General features: G+C 75.9%; 17 protein-coding genes and 1 riboswitch. Of the genes, 3 read left to right on the top strand and 14 right to left on the bottom strand.

Going from position 1 to position 14,562, the window contains the following annotated elements; all coding sequences use genetic code 11:
- Positions 1-66: 66 nt before the first annotated feature.
- From ACIP60_RS33360 to ACIP60_RS33300, 13 genes are all read right to left on the bottom strand, one after another.
- Positions 67-324, bottom strand: a complete 258-nt coding sequence (locus ACIP60_RS33360; protein ID WP_400691881.1) for a hypothetical protein — start codon at positions 322-324, stop codon at positions 67-69.
- A 71-nt stretch (positions 325-395) separates the two neighbouring features.
- Positions 396-1,484 (bottom strand): cytochrome P450, encoded by a 1,089-nt coding sequence (locus tag ACIP60_RS33355; RefSeq protein WP_400691878.1) that lies wholly within the window; start codon positions 1,482-1,484, stop codon positions 396-398.
- Positions 1,481-2,896 (bottom strand): cytochrome P450, encoded by a 1,416-nt coding sequence (locus ACIP60_RS33350; RefSeq protein ID WP_400691875.1) that lies wholly within the window; start codon positions 2,894-2,896, stop codon positions 1,481-1,483. The genes ACIP60_RS33355 and ACIP60_RS33350 overlap by 4 nt, the downstream gene beginning before the upstream one ends.
- Positions 2,893-3,489 carry an ATP/GTP-binding protein gene (locus ACIP60_RS33345; protein WP_100836897.1) on the bottom strand — a complete coding sequence of 199 codons (597 nt, stop codon included), beginning with the start codon at positions 3,487-3,489 and terminating at the stop codon, positions 2,893-2,895. The genes ACIP60_RS33350 and ACIP60_RS33345 overlap by 4 nt, the downstream gene beginning before the upstream one ends.
- The gene (locus ACIP60_RS33340) at positions 3,467-3,811 is read right to left on the bottom strand and encodes a DUF742 domain-containing protein (RefSeq protein ID WP_100836896.1); all 345 of its coding nucleotides are present in this window, start codon (positions 3,809-3,811) and stop codon (positions 3,467-3,469) included. Before ACIP60_RS33340 ends, ACIP60_RS33345 begins: the two co-directional genes overlap by 23 nt.
- Positions 3,808-4,215 carry a roadblock/LC7 domain-containing protein gene (locus ACIP60_RS33335; protein ID WP_400691871.1) on the bottom strand — a complete coding sequence of 136 codons (408 nt, stop codon included), beginning with the start codon at positions 4,213-4,215 and terminating at the stop codon, positions 3,808-3,810. The genes ACIP60_RS33340 and ACIP60_RS33335 overlap by 4 nt, the downstream gene beginning before the upstream one ends.
- Positions 4,199-5,545, bottom strand: coding sequence for a sensor histidine kinase (locus ACIP60_RS33330; RefSeq protein WP_400691868.1), 1,347 nt, complete (start codon positions 5,543-5,545; stop codon positions 4,199-4,201). Before ACIP60_RS33330 ends, ACIP60_RS33335 begins: the two co-directional genes overlap by 17 nt.
- 103 nt (positions 5,546-5,648) lie before the next feature.
- Complete coding sequence (locus ACIP60_RS33325) at positions 5,649-7,826, bottom strand: SpoIIE family protein phosphatase (RefSeq protein ID WP_400691865.1); 2,178 nt, start codon at positions 7,824-7,826, stop codon at positions 5,649-5,651.
- A 137-nt stretch (positions 7,827-7,963) separates the two neighbouring features.
- Positions 7,964-8,188, bottom strand: coding sequence for a hypothetical protein (locus ACIP60_RS33320; RefSeq protein ID WP_400691863.1), 225 nt, complete (start codon positions 8,186-8,188; stop codon positions 7,964-7,966).
- Positions 8,189-8,364: 176 nt separating this feature from the next.
- Positions 8,365-8,556, bottom strand: a complete 192-nt coding sequence (locus ACIP60_RS33315) for a hypothetical protein (RefSeq protein WP_400691861.1) — start codon at positions 8,554-8,556, stop codon at positions 8,365-8,367.
- 30 nt (positions 8,557-8,586) lie between these two features.
- Complete coding sequence (locus ACIP60_RS33310) at positions 8,587-9,171, bottom strand: TetR-like C-terminal domain-containing protein (protein ID WP_400691858.1); 585 nt, start codon at positions 9,169-9,171, stop codon at positions 8,587-8,589.
- A complete protein-coding gene (locus tag ACIP60_RS33305) occupies positions 9,171-10,049 on the bottom strand; it encodes an alpha/beta fold hydrolase (protein WP_400691856.1) in 879 nt (292 codons plus the stop codon). Before ACIP60_RS33305 ends, ACIP60_RS33310 begins: the two co-directional genes overlap by 1 nt.
- Positions 10,050-10,234: 185 nt before the next feature.
- Positions 10,235-10,525 carry a YiaA/YiaB family inner membrane protein gene (locus ACIP60_RS33300; RefSeq protein ID WP_100836888.1) on the bottom strand — a complete coding sequence of 97 codons (291 nt, stop codon included), beginning with the start codon at positions 10,523-10,525 and terminating at the stop codon, positions 10,235-10,237.
- A 241-nt stretch (positions 10,526-10,766) separates the two neighbouring features.
- Positions 10,767-10,916: riboswitch (cyclic di-AMP (ydaO/yuaA leader) on the top strand.
- Positions 10,917-10,926: 10 nt separating this feature from the next.
- Here ACIP60_RS33300 and ACIP60_RS33295 point away from each other — a divergent pair.
- Positions 10,927-11,733: a M23 family metallopeptidase gene (locus ACIP60_RS33295; protein WP_400691853.1), complete on the top strand. Its 807-nt coding sequence runs from the start codon at positions 10,927-10,929 to the stop codon at positions 11,731-11,733.
- Positions 11,734-11,785: 52 nt separating this feature from the next.
- On the opposite strand, the gene ACIP60_RS33290 is transcribed toward ACIP60_RS33295, so the two are convergent.
- Entirely contained in the window at positions 11,786-12,598 is an 813-nt protein-coding gene (locus ACIP60_RS33290) for a hypothetical protein (RefSeq protein WP_400691850.1), read from the bottom strand.
- Between the two features lie 50 nt (positions 12,599-12,648).
- Here ACIP60_RS33290 and ACIP60_RS33285 point away from each other — a divergent pair, with 50 nt between their 5' ends.
- Together ACIP60_RS33285 and ACIP60_RS33280 are read left to right on the top strand one after the other, a co-directional pair.
- Complete coding sequence (locus tag ACIP60_RS33285) at positions 12,649-13,218, top strand: GNAT family N-acetyltransferase (protein ID WP_400691847.1); 570 nt, start codon at positions 12,649-12,651, stop codon at positions 13,216-13,218.
- Positions 13,219-13,412: 194 nt separating this feature from the next.
- Positions 13,413-14,111 carry a sensor domain-containing protein gene (locus ACIP60_RS33280; protein WP_400691844.1) on the top strand — a complete coding sequence of 233 codons (699 nt, stop codon included), beginning with the start codon at positions 13,413-13,415 and terminating at the stop codon, positions 14,109-14,111.
- Positions 14,112-14,562 lie beyond the last annotated feature (451 nt).

Here is a 14,562-nt window from a genome sequence, read left to right as displayed (position 1 = left end):
TCACGCCAGGAACCACGGAAGAAACGGACATTCGCACCATAACGGTTCCGGATGTCCGGGGCGTGGCTACTGCCCGTCGACGGCCGCGCCGAGCGTCTCGCAGGCACCGGTGGCGGAGTCGGTGAGCGGGCCGACCACCGGGTACTGGGCCAGGTCGCGGTGGCACAGCTCGGCGGTGGAGGGCAGGGCGCCGTGGTAGCCGGTGTCCAGGCCCTGGGCCTGGCCGAGGCCGCCGGCCGAGGCGATCGGGTCGGCCTGGGCGGGGGCCTGGGTGAGCGCCAGCCCGGCCACGGACAGGACGGCGAGTGCGGTGAGCTTCTTCATGGCAGGTGCAACGAGGGCGACCCCCGCCCGGTCACGTGGACCGGCCGGGCGGGGGAGCCCGCGGCGGGGCGTCAGCCGAGCCGGACCCGCAGGCTGCTGATGCCGTTGCTGACGAAGGACGGGATCGGCCGCGGGTCCGCGCCCTCGGCGAGCCGCAGCCCGGGGAAGCGCGCGAACAGCTCGCGCAGCGCGGTCTCCGCCTCCAGCCGGGCCAGCGCCGAGCCGATGCAGAAGTGCGGCCCGTGCCCGAGCGAGAGGTGCCGCAGCGGGGAGCGGGTCAGGTCGAAGCGGTCCGCGTCCGCCCACTGCTCCGGGTCGCGCCCGGCCGCCGCGTACGAGGCGAGCATCCCGTCGCCCTCGCGGATCACCACCCCCTCGCCCAGGTCGATGTCCTCCAGCGCGTAGCGCATCGGGAACTGGCCGACCGGGGAGTTCCAGCGCAGCGTCTCCTCGACCACCGCCGACCACGGCACGGTGCCGTCCAGCACCAGCCGCAGCTGCTCGGGGTGGGTGAGCAGGGCGTGCACCGCGTTGCAGATCAGGTTGAGGGTGGTCTCGTGGCCGGCCACCACCAGCTGGAGCAGGATGCCGATCAGTTCGGGCTCGCTGAGCCGGTCCTGGTCCTCGCGGGCGGCGATCAGCGCGGTGGTCAGGTCGTCGGCGGGCTCGGCCCGCTTGGCGGCGACCACGCCGGCCAGCAGCACGCCGATGTCCCGGGCGGCGGCCGCGCTGGCGCCGGGCGCGCCGGAGGAGCTGACCACGATGTCGGACAGCTCGTGCAGCCGGTCCTGCTGGTCCGGGTCCAGGCCCAGCAGCCGGCCGATGACGTGCATCGGCAGCGGGTAGGCGAACCGGGCGCGCAGGTCGACCCCGGCCGCCGGGTCCTGCGCGGCGGGCAGCGCGTCCAGCAGCTCGGCGACCCGCTGCCGGACGGCGGGGGCCAGCTCGGCGATCCGGCGCGGGGTGAGCGCCTGCGCGGACAGGGCGCGCAGCCGCCGGTGGTCGGCGCCGTCGGAGGTGGTCATCCCGGGCACGGTGACGAAGGTCAGCAGTGGCCAGCCCTCGGGCAGCCCGCCCTCCCGGTACAGCGACCAGTGCCCGACGCCCTTGCCGACCCGGGGGTCGGCCAGCACCCGCTGGAGGGCGTCGTGCCGGGTCACCGCCCAGACCACCACCCCACCAGGGAGCTCAACCTGCGTCGCAGGTCCGCGAGCGCGGAGCCGCTCGTTCTCGGCGTGCTGGTCTGCTCCGACGGGGTCGAGTCTGTAGGGGCAGACCCGGTCTGCGGCTGCGGTGTCCATGCGGTCCTCTCGGGCGGTGCGGGGCGGGGCGGGGTGAAGGCGCTGTACAGCACCGGCAGGCTGGTCAGGGCGCGCGACCAGGGCGACGGGCGCCAGGTCAACTCGTGCGCGGGGACGGCGAGCTGGAGGTCCGGCAGGCAGTGCAGCAGCGTCTCGATCGCGGTCTCGACGATCAGCCGGGCCGGGTCCTTGGCCGGGCAGACGTGCCGGCCCGCGCCCCAGGCCAGGTGGGCCCGGTTGCCGCTGAGGCCGTCCGGGCCGTGCGCCGACGGGTCGTCGTTGGCCCCGGCCAGGCCGAGCACCAGCAGGTCGCCCGCGCTGATGTACTGGCCACCCAGCACGGTGTCCGAGGTGGCCCACCGGCCGGGGAAGTTCTGCACCGGCGGGTCGCGCCAGAGCACCTCCTCCAGGGCGTCCGCGACGGTCGCCCGGCCGCCGGTCAGGCTGGTGCGGAAGCGGCGGTCGGTGAGCAGCAGCCGCACCGTGTTGCCGATCCAGTTGATGGTCGGCTCGTTGCCCGCGATCAGGATCACCACCAGGTGGTGCACCACCTCCTCGTCGGTCAGCCCGACCGGGTGGGTCAGCAGCCAGGAGGTCAGGTCCTCGCCGGGCCGCTCGCGCCGCCGCCGCACCAGCGAGGCCAGCAGCGCGGCCAGCGCGGCGGAGGCCCGCTGCGAGTCGGCGTTGCTGTCCACCACCCCGGTGATCAGTTCGAGCAGGTGCGGACCGTCCTCCTCGGGCAGGTCCAGCAGCTGGGTGAAGACCAGCAGCGGCAGCCGCCGGGTGAACTGGCCGACCAGGTCGGCGGTGCCGTCCGGCCCCCAGCTCTCGATCAGCGCCATCGCGGCGGCCTCGGTGGTCTCCCGCAGCCGCTTGTGGTCGATCCGGGCCAGGGTGTCGGCGACCGCGCTGCTCAGCCGCTGGTGCTCGGCGCCGTCCATGCTCTGCAGGGTGGGCCGCCACATGGTCATCGGCACCAGGTGCGAGTCCGGGCGCAGCCGGCCCTCCCGGGGCACCCGCCAGCCCCGCGAGTCCTTGGAGAACTGCTGCTCGTTGCGGGTCAGTTCGAGCATCTCCTGGTACCCGATGACCAGCCACGCCTCCACCCCGGGCTCCAGCTCGATCGGGGCGACCGGGCCGTGCTCGGCGCGCAGCCGGGCGTACAGGCCGTGCGGGTCGGCGGCGACCGCCGAGCCGTACAGCGCGGCACCGGCCGGGCGGCCGGTGTAGGGACAGCCGGTGGTGGCCGCCAGGTGTTCGGGAACGGTCATGACAGCTCCAGGGCGCCCACCCGCAGGTGGTCGACGAAATCGATCAGCAGGCGGTGAGCGGCGCCCTGGTCACGGACGTCGCAGGTGAGGATCGGCACCCCGGGCAGCAGGTCGAGCGCGGCCCGCAGCTCCTCCTCCGGGTAGGGCGGGGTGTCGGGGAACAGGTTGACCGCGACCGCGAACGGGATGCGCTGCTCCTCCAGCAGCCCGAGCACGTCGAAGGACTCCTCGATCCGGCGCGAGTCGACCAGCGCGATCGCGCCCAGCGCCCCGCGCGACAGGTCCTCCCACAGCGGCCAGAACCGCTGCTGCCCGGGCGTGCCGAACAGGTACAGCGCGAGCCGGCCGCTGAGCGTGATCCGGCCGAAGTCCAGCGCCACCGTGGTGGTCGACTTGTGCGGACGGCCGGTCAGGTCGTCCACGTCCTCGCCGGCCGCGGTCATCGTCTCCTCGGTGCGCAGCGGGTCGATCTCGCTCAGCGCGCCGACCAGGGTGGTCTTGCCGACCCCGAACGGCCCGGTGACCAGGATCTTCACCGCGCCCTGCACGCTGGGCGGCAGGTAGGTCGGCTCAACGGAGCTGACGGAGACCAACCAGCACCTCCTCGATCAGGGCCAGCGGTGCCCGCTCGGCCGGTCGTACGGGCGGCAGCACCTGGACCGCGCCCAGCTCCCACAGATCGCCCACCAGCACCTTCAGCACGCTGATCGGCAGGCCGAGGTGGGCCGCCACCTCGGCGACCGACAGCAGCTGGCGGCAGATCTCCAGGATCTCCAACTGCTCCCGGTTCACCACCATCGGGTCGACCGCGACCCCCGGCACGGTCCGCACCAGGCTCTCGAACTCCAGCACGCTCCGGCCGGTCCGGCTGCGTCCGCCGGTGATGACGTACGGGCGTACCGGTCCGCGGCTCACCGCAGGTCCCCGGCGGCGCTCTCCTGCCGGGGCGCGGCGGTCAGGTGCTCGCCGATCCGCCCGACCAGCATCTGCATCTGGTAGGCCACCAGGCCCGCGTCCACCGACTCCCCGGCCACCACTGCGAGGTGCGCCCCGGCCCCGGCGGCGACCACGAACAGGTAGCCGCCGCCGTACTCGATGACGATCTGCCGGGTGCTGCCGTCGCCGAAGCCGGTCGCCACCCCCCGGGACAGCGACTGGAGCCCGGAGCAGGCGGCGGCCAGTCGCTCGGCGTCGTCCCGGTCGATCCGCGGGCTGCGGCCGATCTCCAGTCCGTCGTTGGACACCACGAGGGCGTGCCGGACCTCCGGTACGGAGACGATGTCGGCCAGCAGCCAGCCGAGATCAGGGTTGGTCGTCATGGGAGTCTCCCTGGGGGGAAGCGGGGAATACGTCGGGGCGGTCCGGGTCGGACCACCGGTCCTGCTGGGCGGCGACGCGGCCGTCAGCGGTACCGCTCTGGAACAGCGACATGAAGGCCTGGGCCTCGCGGGCGGAGCGCGGCGAGACCGCCGGCTCCGCGGGGAACTGGTGCTGCGGGGCGCTGCCCCGCCGGTTGGTGCGGCGCGGCAGGGCGCCGCCGCGCGGCGGCCCTTCGGGGGGCTGGGCCGCGCCGGGGGGCTGGGCCGCCGCGGTCCGGGGGGTGACCGGGCGGACGGGCAGCGGGTCGGTGGCGCGGGAGCGCGGTTCGGGCGCGCGGTGGCGCGGTTCGGACGTGCGGTGGCGCGGCTCGGGCCCGGCGCGGCGCGGTTCGGGCGCCGCCACCGCCGGGCGGGCCGCGGCGCCCGGCAGGCCGTGCGGCAGCGGGTCGGTGAGCAGCGCGTTCGGCAGCAGCACCACCACCCGCACGCCGCCGTACGGGGACGGGGTGGAGTGCACGGTGACCCGGAAGCCGTACTGCTGGGCGAGCCGGCCGACCGCGGCCAGGCCCAGCTGCGGGACCTCGCCGATCCGGGAGACCTCCAGCGAGCCGCCGCCGGCCAGCGCGGCGGCGGCCTTCGCCACCGTCACGTCGGTCATGCCGACGCCGCAGTCGTCGATCTCGATCACCGCGCCGTTGTGCACCGGCATCAGCGTCACGTACACCTGCGAGCTGGGCGGCGAGTAGCGGGTGGCGTTGTCCAGCAGTTCGGCCACCGCGTGGATCAGCGCCTCGGCGGCGGCGCCGAGCACCGCGGTGTCCACCCGGCTGTGCACCACCACCCGCTGGAACGGCAGGATCCGGCCCTGGGCGCCGCGCACCACGTCCTCCAGCGGGACGGGCTCGGGCCAGGTCCGGCCGGCCCGCGAGCCGCAGAGCACGGCCAGGGTCTGGGCGAGGCGGGCCTGCTGGGCGGCGGCGTGGTCGGCCCGCAGCAGGCCGTCGAGCAGCACCGGGTCGTCGTGGGTGCGCTCCATCTCGTCCAGCCCGGCCTGCTGGTCGTGCGCCATCACCAGGATCCGGCGGGCCACGTTGAGGAAGGCCCGGCGGGTCGCCGCGTTCATCTCCTGCTCCTGCAGGGCGGCCTCGGCCCCGGCCCGGCGGTCGGCCAGCTCGGCGGCCAACTGCTGCTGGACGGCCGCGAGTTCGTTCTCGGTACGGGACAGCCGGGAGCGCAGGGCCCGGGTGACGGCGCGGGAGCGGGCAGCCGCCGCGAGGGCGAGGAGGGCGAGCAAGGAAGCTGCTGCCAGGCACCATTGAGTGGTCGTCACACGCGGAGTTTATGGTGGTGTTACTACTTGCGTATGAACGGTTCCAACTTCCGCCGTTCAGATTCCGTCAATTTCGGACAAGCCGGGCGGGTTCGGGCGGATCTCAGCTAGCCGTCCGGTGCAGCAGCAGCAGCGCCACGTCGTCCTGCCGCACCGCGCGCTCGGTCACGTTCAGCGTCAGCAGGTCGGCCAGCCGCTCCAGCGCCCCCGGCCGCCCCAGCCGCCGGGCCCCGCCGGCCTCCGCCGTCCACAGCTCCAGCCCGCCCAGCATCCGCTGCACCGACTCGTCGTAGTCCTCGTCCCGGACCTCCACCAGCCCGTCCGTGTAGGCCAGCAGCGTCTCGCCCGGCTCCAACCGGGCCTCCACCAGCGGGTAGCGCACCTCCGGCAGCACCCCCAGCGGCGGGCCGCCCGGCAGCTCCAGCTCGGCCGCCCCGGCCGCCCCGATCCGCACCGGCGGCGGGTGCCCGGCCCGGGCCGCCCGCAGCAGGCCGCTCGCCGGGTCCAGCACCACGTACAGGCAGGTGGCGAACAGCTCGGTCTCCATCTCGGCCAGCAGCCGGCCGGTCCGCTCCAGCGCCGCCGCCGGGTCGTTCCCCTCCGTCGCGTACGCCCACAGCACCGACCGCAGCTGCCCCATCACCGCGGTGGCCTCCGCGTTGTGGCCCTGCACGTCGCCGATCACCAGCCCGACCAGGCCGCCCGGCAGCCGCAGCAGGTCGTACCAGTCGCCGCCGATCTGCATCCCCTCGGTGGACGGCAGGTAGCGCGCCGCCGAGGCGATCCCCGGCAGCGCCGGCAGCGAGCGCGGCAGCATCGCCCGCTGCAGCTCGCTGGCCCGCTCGTGGTGCACGTCGTACAGCCGGGCCCGCTCCAGCGACTGCGCCAGGATGCCCGCGAACGCCGAGTACATGGTGCGGTCCTCGCGGCTGAACGCCCGCTCGGTGGCGAAGGTGATCAGGCAGGAGCCGACCTGCCGCCCCGAGGCCACCAGCGGCAGCACCGTCCAGGCGGCCGGCTCCTCCGGACCCCGGGGCTCCCGGTCCGGCTCGCTGAACAGCGGCGCGGCCCGGGCCAGCACGTGCTCCATCACCCCGCCCGCCAGGTCGTGCAGCCGGTTCAGCTCGGCCCGGTGCGGGCCGCCGAACACCGCCGGGGACACCGGCGTCAGCCGGCCCTCGTCCACCAGGTCCAGCACCACCCCGGCCGCGCCCAGCGCCGGCCGGGCCACGTCGGTCAGCGCCGTGGTCACCTCCCGCACCGTCACCGCCCGGGACAGCGCCCGGGTCAGCGCCAGCAGCAGGGTCGACCGGGCCCCCGCCGCCGCGGCCGCCGCGGGACCGCCCGCCGGGCCCGGCCGCCACGCCCGCCCGGTCAGCAGCCCCGCCGTCCGCACCGGCCGGCGGTGCACGTCCAGCATCACCTCGCCGACCTCGTCCACCTGCCAGGTGGTGCCGTCCGGCCGCACCACCCGGTACGAGACCCGGTACGGGCCGCCGACCGCCAGCGCCTCCGCCAGGGCGGTCTGCACGTCCGGCAGGTCCTCCGGGTGCACCACCTCCGCCAGGTCCGGCGCCCGCCCGGTCGCCCCCGGCGGAGGCAGGCCCACCACCCGGTACGCCTGGGCGTCCCACACCGTCTCGCCGGTCACCAGGTCCCGCTCGAACGCCCCGGCCCCCGCCGAGCGCACCGCCAGCGACACCAACTGTCCGTCGGCGGAGGGGATCTCCGGCCGGGGCCCGGCCGCCGCCGGATCGGCCGCCCGCACGTGGTCCAACAGGTGCGCGAGCCGGTGCGCGACCACGTCGGCGAAGGTCTCCAGCAGCTCCACGTCCCGGCGCGGGACGGCCCCGCGGTGGGCCAGCGCCAGCGCCAGCGAACCCACCGGGTCCCCGTCCACCACCAGCGGCAGCACCGCCAGCGCGACCAGGCCGGTGCCCAGGCCCGCCGCCGCGTTCGGGTAGTCCGCGCTGGTCCGCTGCGGGCTCAGCAGCACCGGCTCCCGCCGCCGCAGCGCCAGCGCCACCGGCAGCCCGCCCGCCGGGTCCACCACGGCGTACTTGCGGTGCGCCCACGCGGGCAGCTCGTGCGAGGCGGTCAGCCGCAGCGCCCCGTCGCCGTCCAGCAGGTACAGCGCCGAGCCCTCGCCGGTGATCCAGGCCGGGCCCTCGGCCAGCAGCGCCGCCAGCAGCTCGGCCGCGCTCGACGCCCGCAGCAGTGCCCGTACGCACCGCAGCTCGGACCGGCTGGCGCGGCGCGGGGAGCTCTGGTCCTGGTCCATGGGGAGGCGCCCGGCCCTTCCGGTCGACGTGCCAGTGCTGCCCATCTTATGGACGCACCGGTCAACCGGGCGCTTTCACGACACGTGGGACAGCACCGGCATTTCCGACACCCGGCCGCTCCCGGCACCGCCCGCGGCTACTGGCCGTCGACCTCGCCGTACCCGCGCTGCGGGCGCGCGGCGACCGGCCGCAGCGAGCGCAGCGAACGCGCCACCGCGATCCCGCGCAGCAGCGCGGCGCCCCAGCCCTCCCGCGGCGGGGCGGCCGCCGGGCGCGCGGCGCCGGGCGCGCCGTCCGGCGCCGTCCGGGGAACGGGGATCAGCCCGGTGCCGGGCTCGGTGCGCTGGGTCGCCTGCGGCATGTCCTGGTCCTCCGTGCTTGTCGGTCACACCCGTGGAAGGTCTCCACGCGGTATGACTTCCCGACCGAAGGACAGTGTTACGCACCAGTGGTGTCGGAATGGTGGGCGTCAGGTTGCGAAAAGGTGTGGACGTCGCGCCACCGGCGCGTTCCCCCGGGGCCCGGTGGCCGCCCGGGTCACGCCCCGGGCTGCTCGGCGGCCGGTCGCACGGTGTCCCCGTCCAGCGGCAGGTCCGGGGCGGAGACGGCGTCCTTGAGCGGGCCGAGCCCGGCCCCGTGCTCCGGCGCCGCGTGCGCGCTGGGGGCGGTGAGGGAGGCGACCACGCCGACGGCGAGCGAGGCAAAGGCGAGCAGGCTGCGCTTCTTCATACCGGGTAGAACGCGGCAGCGCCCCGGAGGTCACGCGCCTTCCGCGCCGGGCCAGTTGGCCAGGCCCTCGACCAGCACGCCGGTCAGCCGCTCCAGCGTGACGTCCGTGCCCTCGGCGAGCCGGAACGCCCCCGCCGTGGTCAGCGAGGCGTACCCGTGGGCCGCGGCCCGCAGCGTCCGCACCGCGTGCACCGCCTCCGAGCCCGCCAGCCCGTAGCCGCGCAGCACCGCGAACAGCACGCCCACCAGCCGTTCGGCCGCCGCGGCCAGCGCCGGGCCCGGCTCCGGGTCCGGCGCCTGCGGCAGCGCCGCGTACCGGCGGGGGTGGCGCAGCGCGTACCCGGCGTAGGCGGCGAGCAGGGCGCGGACCGCCGCGTCCCGGGAGTGGCCGAGCACGGCGGCGGCCAGGTGGTCGGCCAGCTCCTCGGTGGTGCGGACGGCCACCAGCCGGCGCAGTTCGGGCAGGCCCCCGGCGACGTGCTTGTACAGCGAGGGGGTGGCGACGCCGGCCCGGGCGGCGACGGCGGCCAGGGTGAGCGCCTCGGCGCCGCGCTCGTCGATCAGTTCGAGGGCGTGGTCCACCACGGCGGCGGTGGAGAGTCCGGCGCGGGGCATCAGCGGGCGGTCCCGTTCTCGTCGGACGGGCCTGCCTGCCCGGCCTGCCCGGCCGGCCCGCCCAGTCCGGCCAGGAAGGGCAGCAGGGCGTCGGCGACGGCCTGCGGGTGACTGGCCATCGGGTAGTGGCCGGCGCCGCCGATCATCACTGTGCGGCCGCGCAGCGCGGCGGCCTGCCGGTCGGCGACCAGCCCGGGCCGCGGGAAGTCCGGGTCCTTGTCGCCCATCAGCACCAGTGCGGGCACGTCGACCGCCGCGCACCAGCCGACCGGCGCGGAGTCGCCCCTCAGGTAGCCGCGCAGCGCGGCCTTGCGGGCGGGCTCGCGGAGCATCGCGGCCAGCCCGGCCCGGTAGGCGTCGAAGTCGGCGGGCCGCTCGCCCGGGTAGTAGAACTTCTGCATCGCGCTCCACAGCCCGGGGAACGCGGTGACCAGCGGGGCGGCCAGGCCGAACAGCGCCTTCTGGAAGCCGTTCAGCGGCAGGTTCTCGACGAACGCGTCGATCAGCACCACGCCGCCGGTGCGCCCGGGGGCGAGCGCGGCGGCCCGGACCACGCTGGCGCCGGTGTACGAGCTGCCGACCAGGACGGCGCCGCGCAGGTCCAGGTGGTCCAGCAGGGCCGCCAGGTCCTCGGCGATCGCGGCCGGGCTGTGGTCGGTGAAGCCGGTCGAGGACTCGCCCATGCCGCGCAGGTCCATGCTGACCACCCGGTGCCCGGCGGCGCCCAGCAGCGGGGCGAGGTGGCGGTAGACGGCCCGCTTGTCGAGCATGCCGGGCAGCAGGACGACCGGGACGCCGGGGCCGGGGGCGTCGTCGTAGGCGATCCGGCCGCCGGTGACGTCGAGGTACCGGGTGGTGGTGCCGAGGGTGCTGTTCATCGCGGGCCTCCTGGCGGGCGTCCGGCGCTCCGGGCGCTCAGGGCCCGGCTCCTGCCGATAGCCATAAAGCTAAGGCTAATAGCCTTAGCCGTCAACTCCCGGCCACCGGCCCGCCCCTGCCGCCCGCCCCTGCCGCCCGCGCCGCCCGCCCGCCGGGCGCTCGGATCCCGCCAGGCCCCGTCCGGTCAGATCCCGTCGACCTTGAACGGGTCGTGCTCGGCGAGCAGCTTCTCCAGCCGGGCCTGGTCGACCCGGCTGGTGAGCGCGCCCTCGTCCTGGCGGTCGCGGATCACCTTGGCCAGCGTGAACGCGGAGGTGATCTCGTAGAGCAGGCCGACGCCGAGGAAGGCGCGCATCCAGGCGCTGACCGGGAGGTAGGCGATCCCGAGGACGAGGGCGGCCGTGGCGAACGCGAAGGAGGCGACGGCCTGCAGGTAGTAGGCGGAGGTGGTGCGGTGCGGCACGGATGCGGTCATGGGGCCAGGGTCCCGCCGGGGGCCGCGGGGGGTCGTGAGTACGGATACTCAACCGCGCCGTCACGGTCCGTCATGTCCGGAACCGGGCCCCTTGGCGAACCGTCACAAATCGCCCATAGGGCGTCAGGAAAGTTTCACTGCACCTCGGTAGGCGCTTGGAATCATGGGGTCCATAGGATTAACGTTTGATAACGCAGCGCGGTCGGCAACGCCGTAACCATGCGGCACCGTGCGCCACGCCTAATCCATCGGGCCCACCCCCGCGGTCGGGCCCGGGAGCCGGGGAACCACGTTCCACCGGGGTGAATCGGGACGGCCCTGGGCCCGACCGTAGGAGACCTTCCACCTCCGAACCCGTCAGCTAACCCGGTCGGCGGCAGGGAAGGAAGGAGCGCGCCCCCGTGGCGTCGACCTACACCGAGAGCACCGGCACCCAGCTGCTCGACCACCCGGTCGAGACCGAACCCGTCCGGCCCCGGCTGCCCCGCCAGGCCCGCGTCGGCGCACCGCTGCTGGGCGTCACCGCGATGACCGCCGCCCTCGGCGCCACCGGCCTCGCCGCCGCCCCCGCCCAGGCCGCCGCACCGGCCCCGGCCCCCGTCGCCGCCGCCGACGAAGCCTCCGAGGGACTGCTCGCCGCGGACCCGGGCCTCGCCCTGGCCGCCCGCATCCTCCAGCAGGCCGACGGGCAGCGCACCGCCACCGAGGAGTCCGCCCGGGTCGCCGCCGCGCAGGAGGCGGAGGCCAAGCACGCCGACCGCCGGGCCGAGACCGCGGCCGCGCCCGAGACCGCGGCCACCGAGGCCACCGCGGCCGAGGCCGTCCTGCCGGTCGCCGGCTACCGGCTGGCCGACCCGTCCGCCCAGCCCGGTGCGCACTGGGCCCACCTGCACACCGGCCTGGACTTCGCCGCCCGCACCGGCACCCCCGTCACCGCCGTCACCGCCGGCACCGTCACCTCGGCGGGCTGGTCCGGCACCTACGGCTACCGGGTCATCCAGACCCTCCCCGACGGCACCGAGCTCTGGTACTGCCACCTCTCCCGGATCGCCGCCCCCGCCGGCCGGGTCGCCCCCGGCACCGTCCTCGGGGCCGTCGGCGCCACCGGCAACGCCACCACCCCCCACCTGCACCTCGAAGTCCGCCCGGGCGGCGCGGCCCCCGTCGACCCCCTCCCCTGGCTGCACCACCTCGGCCTCCGGCCCTAGGCCCCGCCCGGGGCGGTGCGCGGCCCTCTCGCGCCCGGCCGCCCCGGCCCGCTCAGTACTCCTCGGGGGCCAGCTCCGGGAACTCCTCCAGCAGCAGCCGCGGCAGCCCCGGGACGGTCCACTCGCCGCACAGGTCGATCGCGGCCTGCGCCACCGCCTCCTCGAACTCCTCGAACGCGCCGGTGAGTTCGGCGGGCATCGGCAGTCCGCGGGCGTTCAGCTCGGCGAGGTTGCGGTAGCTGCGCCGCATCAGGCCCTGCTCCAGCAGCCGCCGGGCCCCGTCGGTGGAGACGCCGATCAGCAGCGGCCGTCCCGGCTGGTCCCAGTGGCCGTCCCCGTCCAGGCCGGGCACCCGGTCGAAGGCGGCGAAGCGCTCCTCCTCCGGGAGTTCGCGGAACGCCGCCAGCCAGGCCCGGACCGCACCGAGGTCCGCGGTCGGCACCCCGTCCGCGCGCAGCAGCAGGGCGTACAGCCGGGGCCAGGTCACCAGGTCGGAGCGGCGCAGCAGGGAGAGCAGCACCTCGCCCTGCCAGTCGGCCTCCGCGCGGAGCTTCTCCGCGCGCTTGGCGTTCAGCCGCCGGGCCGCCCGCTGCCACTCGATCAGCAGCCGCACCGCCGCCGGGTACGCCGCCGGGTCGCCGTCCGGCTGCACGTACAGGTGGAGCTGCTCGTAGAGCAGGTGCTCCAGCACCGGGGAGGTGAGTTCGGGAAGGCCCTCGTGCAGCCGGGCCCCGCCCAGCTCCAGCAGGGTCAGCACGGTCCGCACCGCCGGCTCGGGCACCGGGTCGAGCCCCGCCCCGTCCGCCCAGCTCAGCAGATCGGCGGCGCGGGTACGGGGGAGCAGGTGCAGGTCGTCGTCGTCCACCCCGGTACGGTAGCCGGTCCCCGGACCGGCGCCCGGTAGGGTCGGCGGCCATGGAGACCCTCCGGCTGCGCGGCCCCCGGCTCACCCTGCGGGAGTACCGGCACACCCCGGAGGAGGTGGCCGCCCTGCACGCGGTGCACGGCGACCCCGAGACGGTCCGCCACCTCCCGTTCGGGGTGCGGGACTTCGAGGACTGCGCCGACCAGGTCGAGCTGTACCTGGAGGCCGCCGAGGAGGAGCCCCGGACGCACTACCGGCTGGCCGTCGACGACCCGTCGGGCGAGCCGGTCGGCCAGGCCGCGCTCACCCGCGAGGACGGGCACGCGGCCCAGCTCGGCTGCGTCCTGCGCCGCGACACCTGGGGCCGCGGGTACGCCACCGAGGTCACCGCGCTGCTGTGCGCGCTCGGCTTCGAGACCCTGGGCCTGTACCGGCTGGCGGCCCGCTGCGACCCCGCCAACACCGCCTCGGTCCGGCTGCTGGCCCGGGCCGGGTTCCGGTACGAGGGCCGGATCCGGGCCGAGTCGCACCGGGACGGCGGGTGGCACGACGCGCTCCAGTACTCGCTGCTGGCCCCCGAGTGGCCGGGCCCGCCGTGGGCCGGGCCGTCGCGTCCGTAGCGCCTGTCGCGTCCGCTGCGTCCGTCGCGTCCGTCGCGTCCGGGGGAGAGCGGGCCGCAGGGCGGGACGGGGGTTAACCCCACCACGGATTCGGCAGCAGGCGTCATTACCCCGGCCGGGCCGCTGCGGCAGATTGGAGCACGTGCCCGGCACCGCCGACCGGCGGGGCCGCCCGACGACCCGAAGGACCGCGGATGTCCACCGCTGCGTACCCCGTCACCAGCCCTGGCGGCCACCTCGACCGGCCCGGGTTCTGGCGCGCCCCGTTCTCCCGGCGCACCTTCCAGCAGCTCGGCTACGTGCTCAGCGGGCTGCCGATGGCGGTGCTCGGCTTCGCCCTGGTCGTGCCGCTGTTCTGCGCCGGCCTCGGCCTCTCCCTCACCGCGATCGGCCTGCCCGTCCTCGCCCTGCTGCTGGCCGTCGCCCGCGGCCTCGGCGCCGCCGAGCGGCTGCGGATCCGCACCCTGCTGGGCGAGGAACTGCCCACTCCGCCGGAGATCACCGTCCGCCGGGAGGGCGTCTGGGGCCGGATCACCGGCCGACTGGCCGACCCGGCGGGCTGGAAGGCCGCGCTGCACCAGTTCGTCATGCTCCCCTGGGCGATCCTCAGCTTCACGCTCTCGGTGACCTTCTTCTGCCTCGGCTGGTCGCTCGCCCTGTTCCCGGCCTACCAGTGGGTGTTCGGCCGCTACACCCCCTGGGACGGCTACCGGGTCGCCGACTGGCGCGACTCCCACGGCGTCCAGCACGTCTACGAGCTCACCGAGCCCTGGCAGATCGCCGGCGTCTGCGTGCTCGGCCTGGTCTTCGTCCTCCTCACCCCGCAGCTGATCCGCGGCCTCACCGGCATCCACCGCTTCGCCGCCCGGGCCCTCCTCTCCGCCAACGACTGAGCCCCCAGCCGCCGTTCGCCCTCGCGGCCGTCGGCGGATTCCCCGGCCGGTGCCCGGTCCTCCCGGGGCCGGCCGGGTTTCCGCCTTCGGTCGAGTTCTTCGCCGGTGGCTGAGCTGGTGGTCGTCGGTCGACTCCCCGGCCGGGGCCCGGGTCCCTCCGGGGCCAGTCGGCCTTCCGTCGGCCGAGTTCTCTGCTGGTGGCTGGGCTGGTGGTTGCTGTTCGGCCTCGTGGTCGTCGGTCGACTCCCCGGCCGGTGCCCGGTCCTGCCGGGGCCGGTCGGGCTTCCGCCGTCGGCCGTCCGAGCCCTGCTCTCCGTCGGTGGCCGAGCCTGCGGGTGCCGTTCGGCTTCCCGGTCGCCAGCCGACCCTTCGGTCGGGGCCCGGTCTCCCCGGGGTCGTGCGGACCTCCGCCGCCGACCGGTCGACGGCCGGATCTCCTCCCGCGTCGGTC

This window comes from Kitasatospora sp. NPDC088783 (assembly GCF_044750705.1).
GTDB classification, from domain to species: domain Bacteria; phylum Actinomycetota; class Actinomycetes; order Streptomycetales; family Streptomycetaceae; genus Kitasatospora; species Kitasatospora fiedleri.
Note: the sequence above shows the minus strand (reverse complement) of the source record. Positions and strands in the feature narration are given on the sequence as shown.

Coding starts and splice junctions, on each gene's coding strand:
- ACIP60_RS33350 (WP_400691875.1), bottom strand. CDS start 2,896: ATGACCGTTCCCGAACACCTGGCGGCCACCACCGGCTGTCCCTACACC.
- ACIP60_RS33305 (WP_400691856.1), bottom strand. CDS start 10,049: ATGAACAGCACCCTCGGCACCACCACCCGGTACCTCGACGTCACCGGC.
- ACIP60_RS33325 (WP_400691865.1), bottom strand. CDS start 7,826: ATGGACCAGGACCAGAGCTCCCCGCGCCGCGCCAGCCGGTCCGAGCTG.
- ACIP60_RS33315 (WP_400691861.1), bottom strand. CDS start 8,556: ATGAAGAAGCGCAGCCTGCTCGCCTTTGCCTCGCTCGCCGTCGGCGTG.
- ACIP60_RS33285 (WP_400691847.1), top strand. CDS start 12,649: ATGGAGACCCTCCGGCTGCGCGGCCCCCGGCTCACCCTGCGGGAGTAC.
- ACIP60_RS33320 (WP_400691863.1), bottom strand. CDS start 8,188: ATGCCGCAGGCGACCCAGCGCACCGAGCCCGGCACCGGGCTGATCCCC.
- ACIP60_RS33360 (WP_400691881.1), bottom strand. CDS start 324: ATGAAGAAGCTCACCGCACTCGCCGTCCTGTCCGTGGCCGGGCTGGCG.
- ACIP60_RS33335 (WP_400691871.1), bottom strand. CDS start 4,215: ATGACGACCAACCCTGATCTCGGCTGGCTGCTGGCCGACATCGTCTCC.
- ACIP60_RS33300 (WP_100836888.1), bottom strand. CDS start 10,525: ATGACCGCATCCGTGCCGCACCGCACCACCTCCGCCTACTACCTGCAG.
- ACIP60_RS33280 (WP_400691844.1), top strand. CDS start 13,413: ATGTCCACCGCTGCGTACCCCGTCACCAGCCCTGGCGGCCACCTCGAC.
- ACIP60_RS33310 (WP_400691858.1), bottom strand. CDS start 9,171: ATGCCCCGCGCCGGACTCTCCACCGCCGCCGTGGTGGACCACGCCCTC.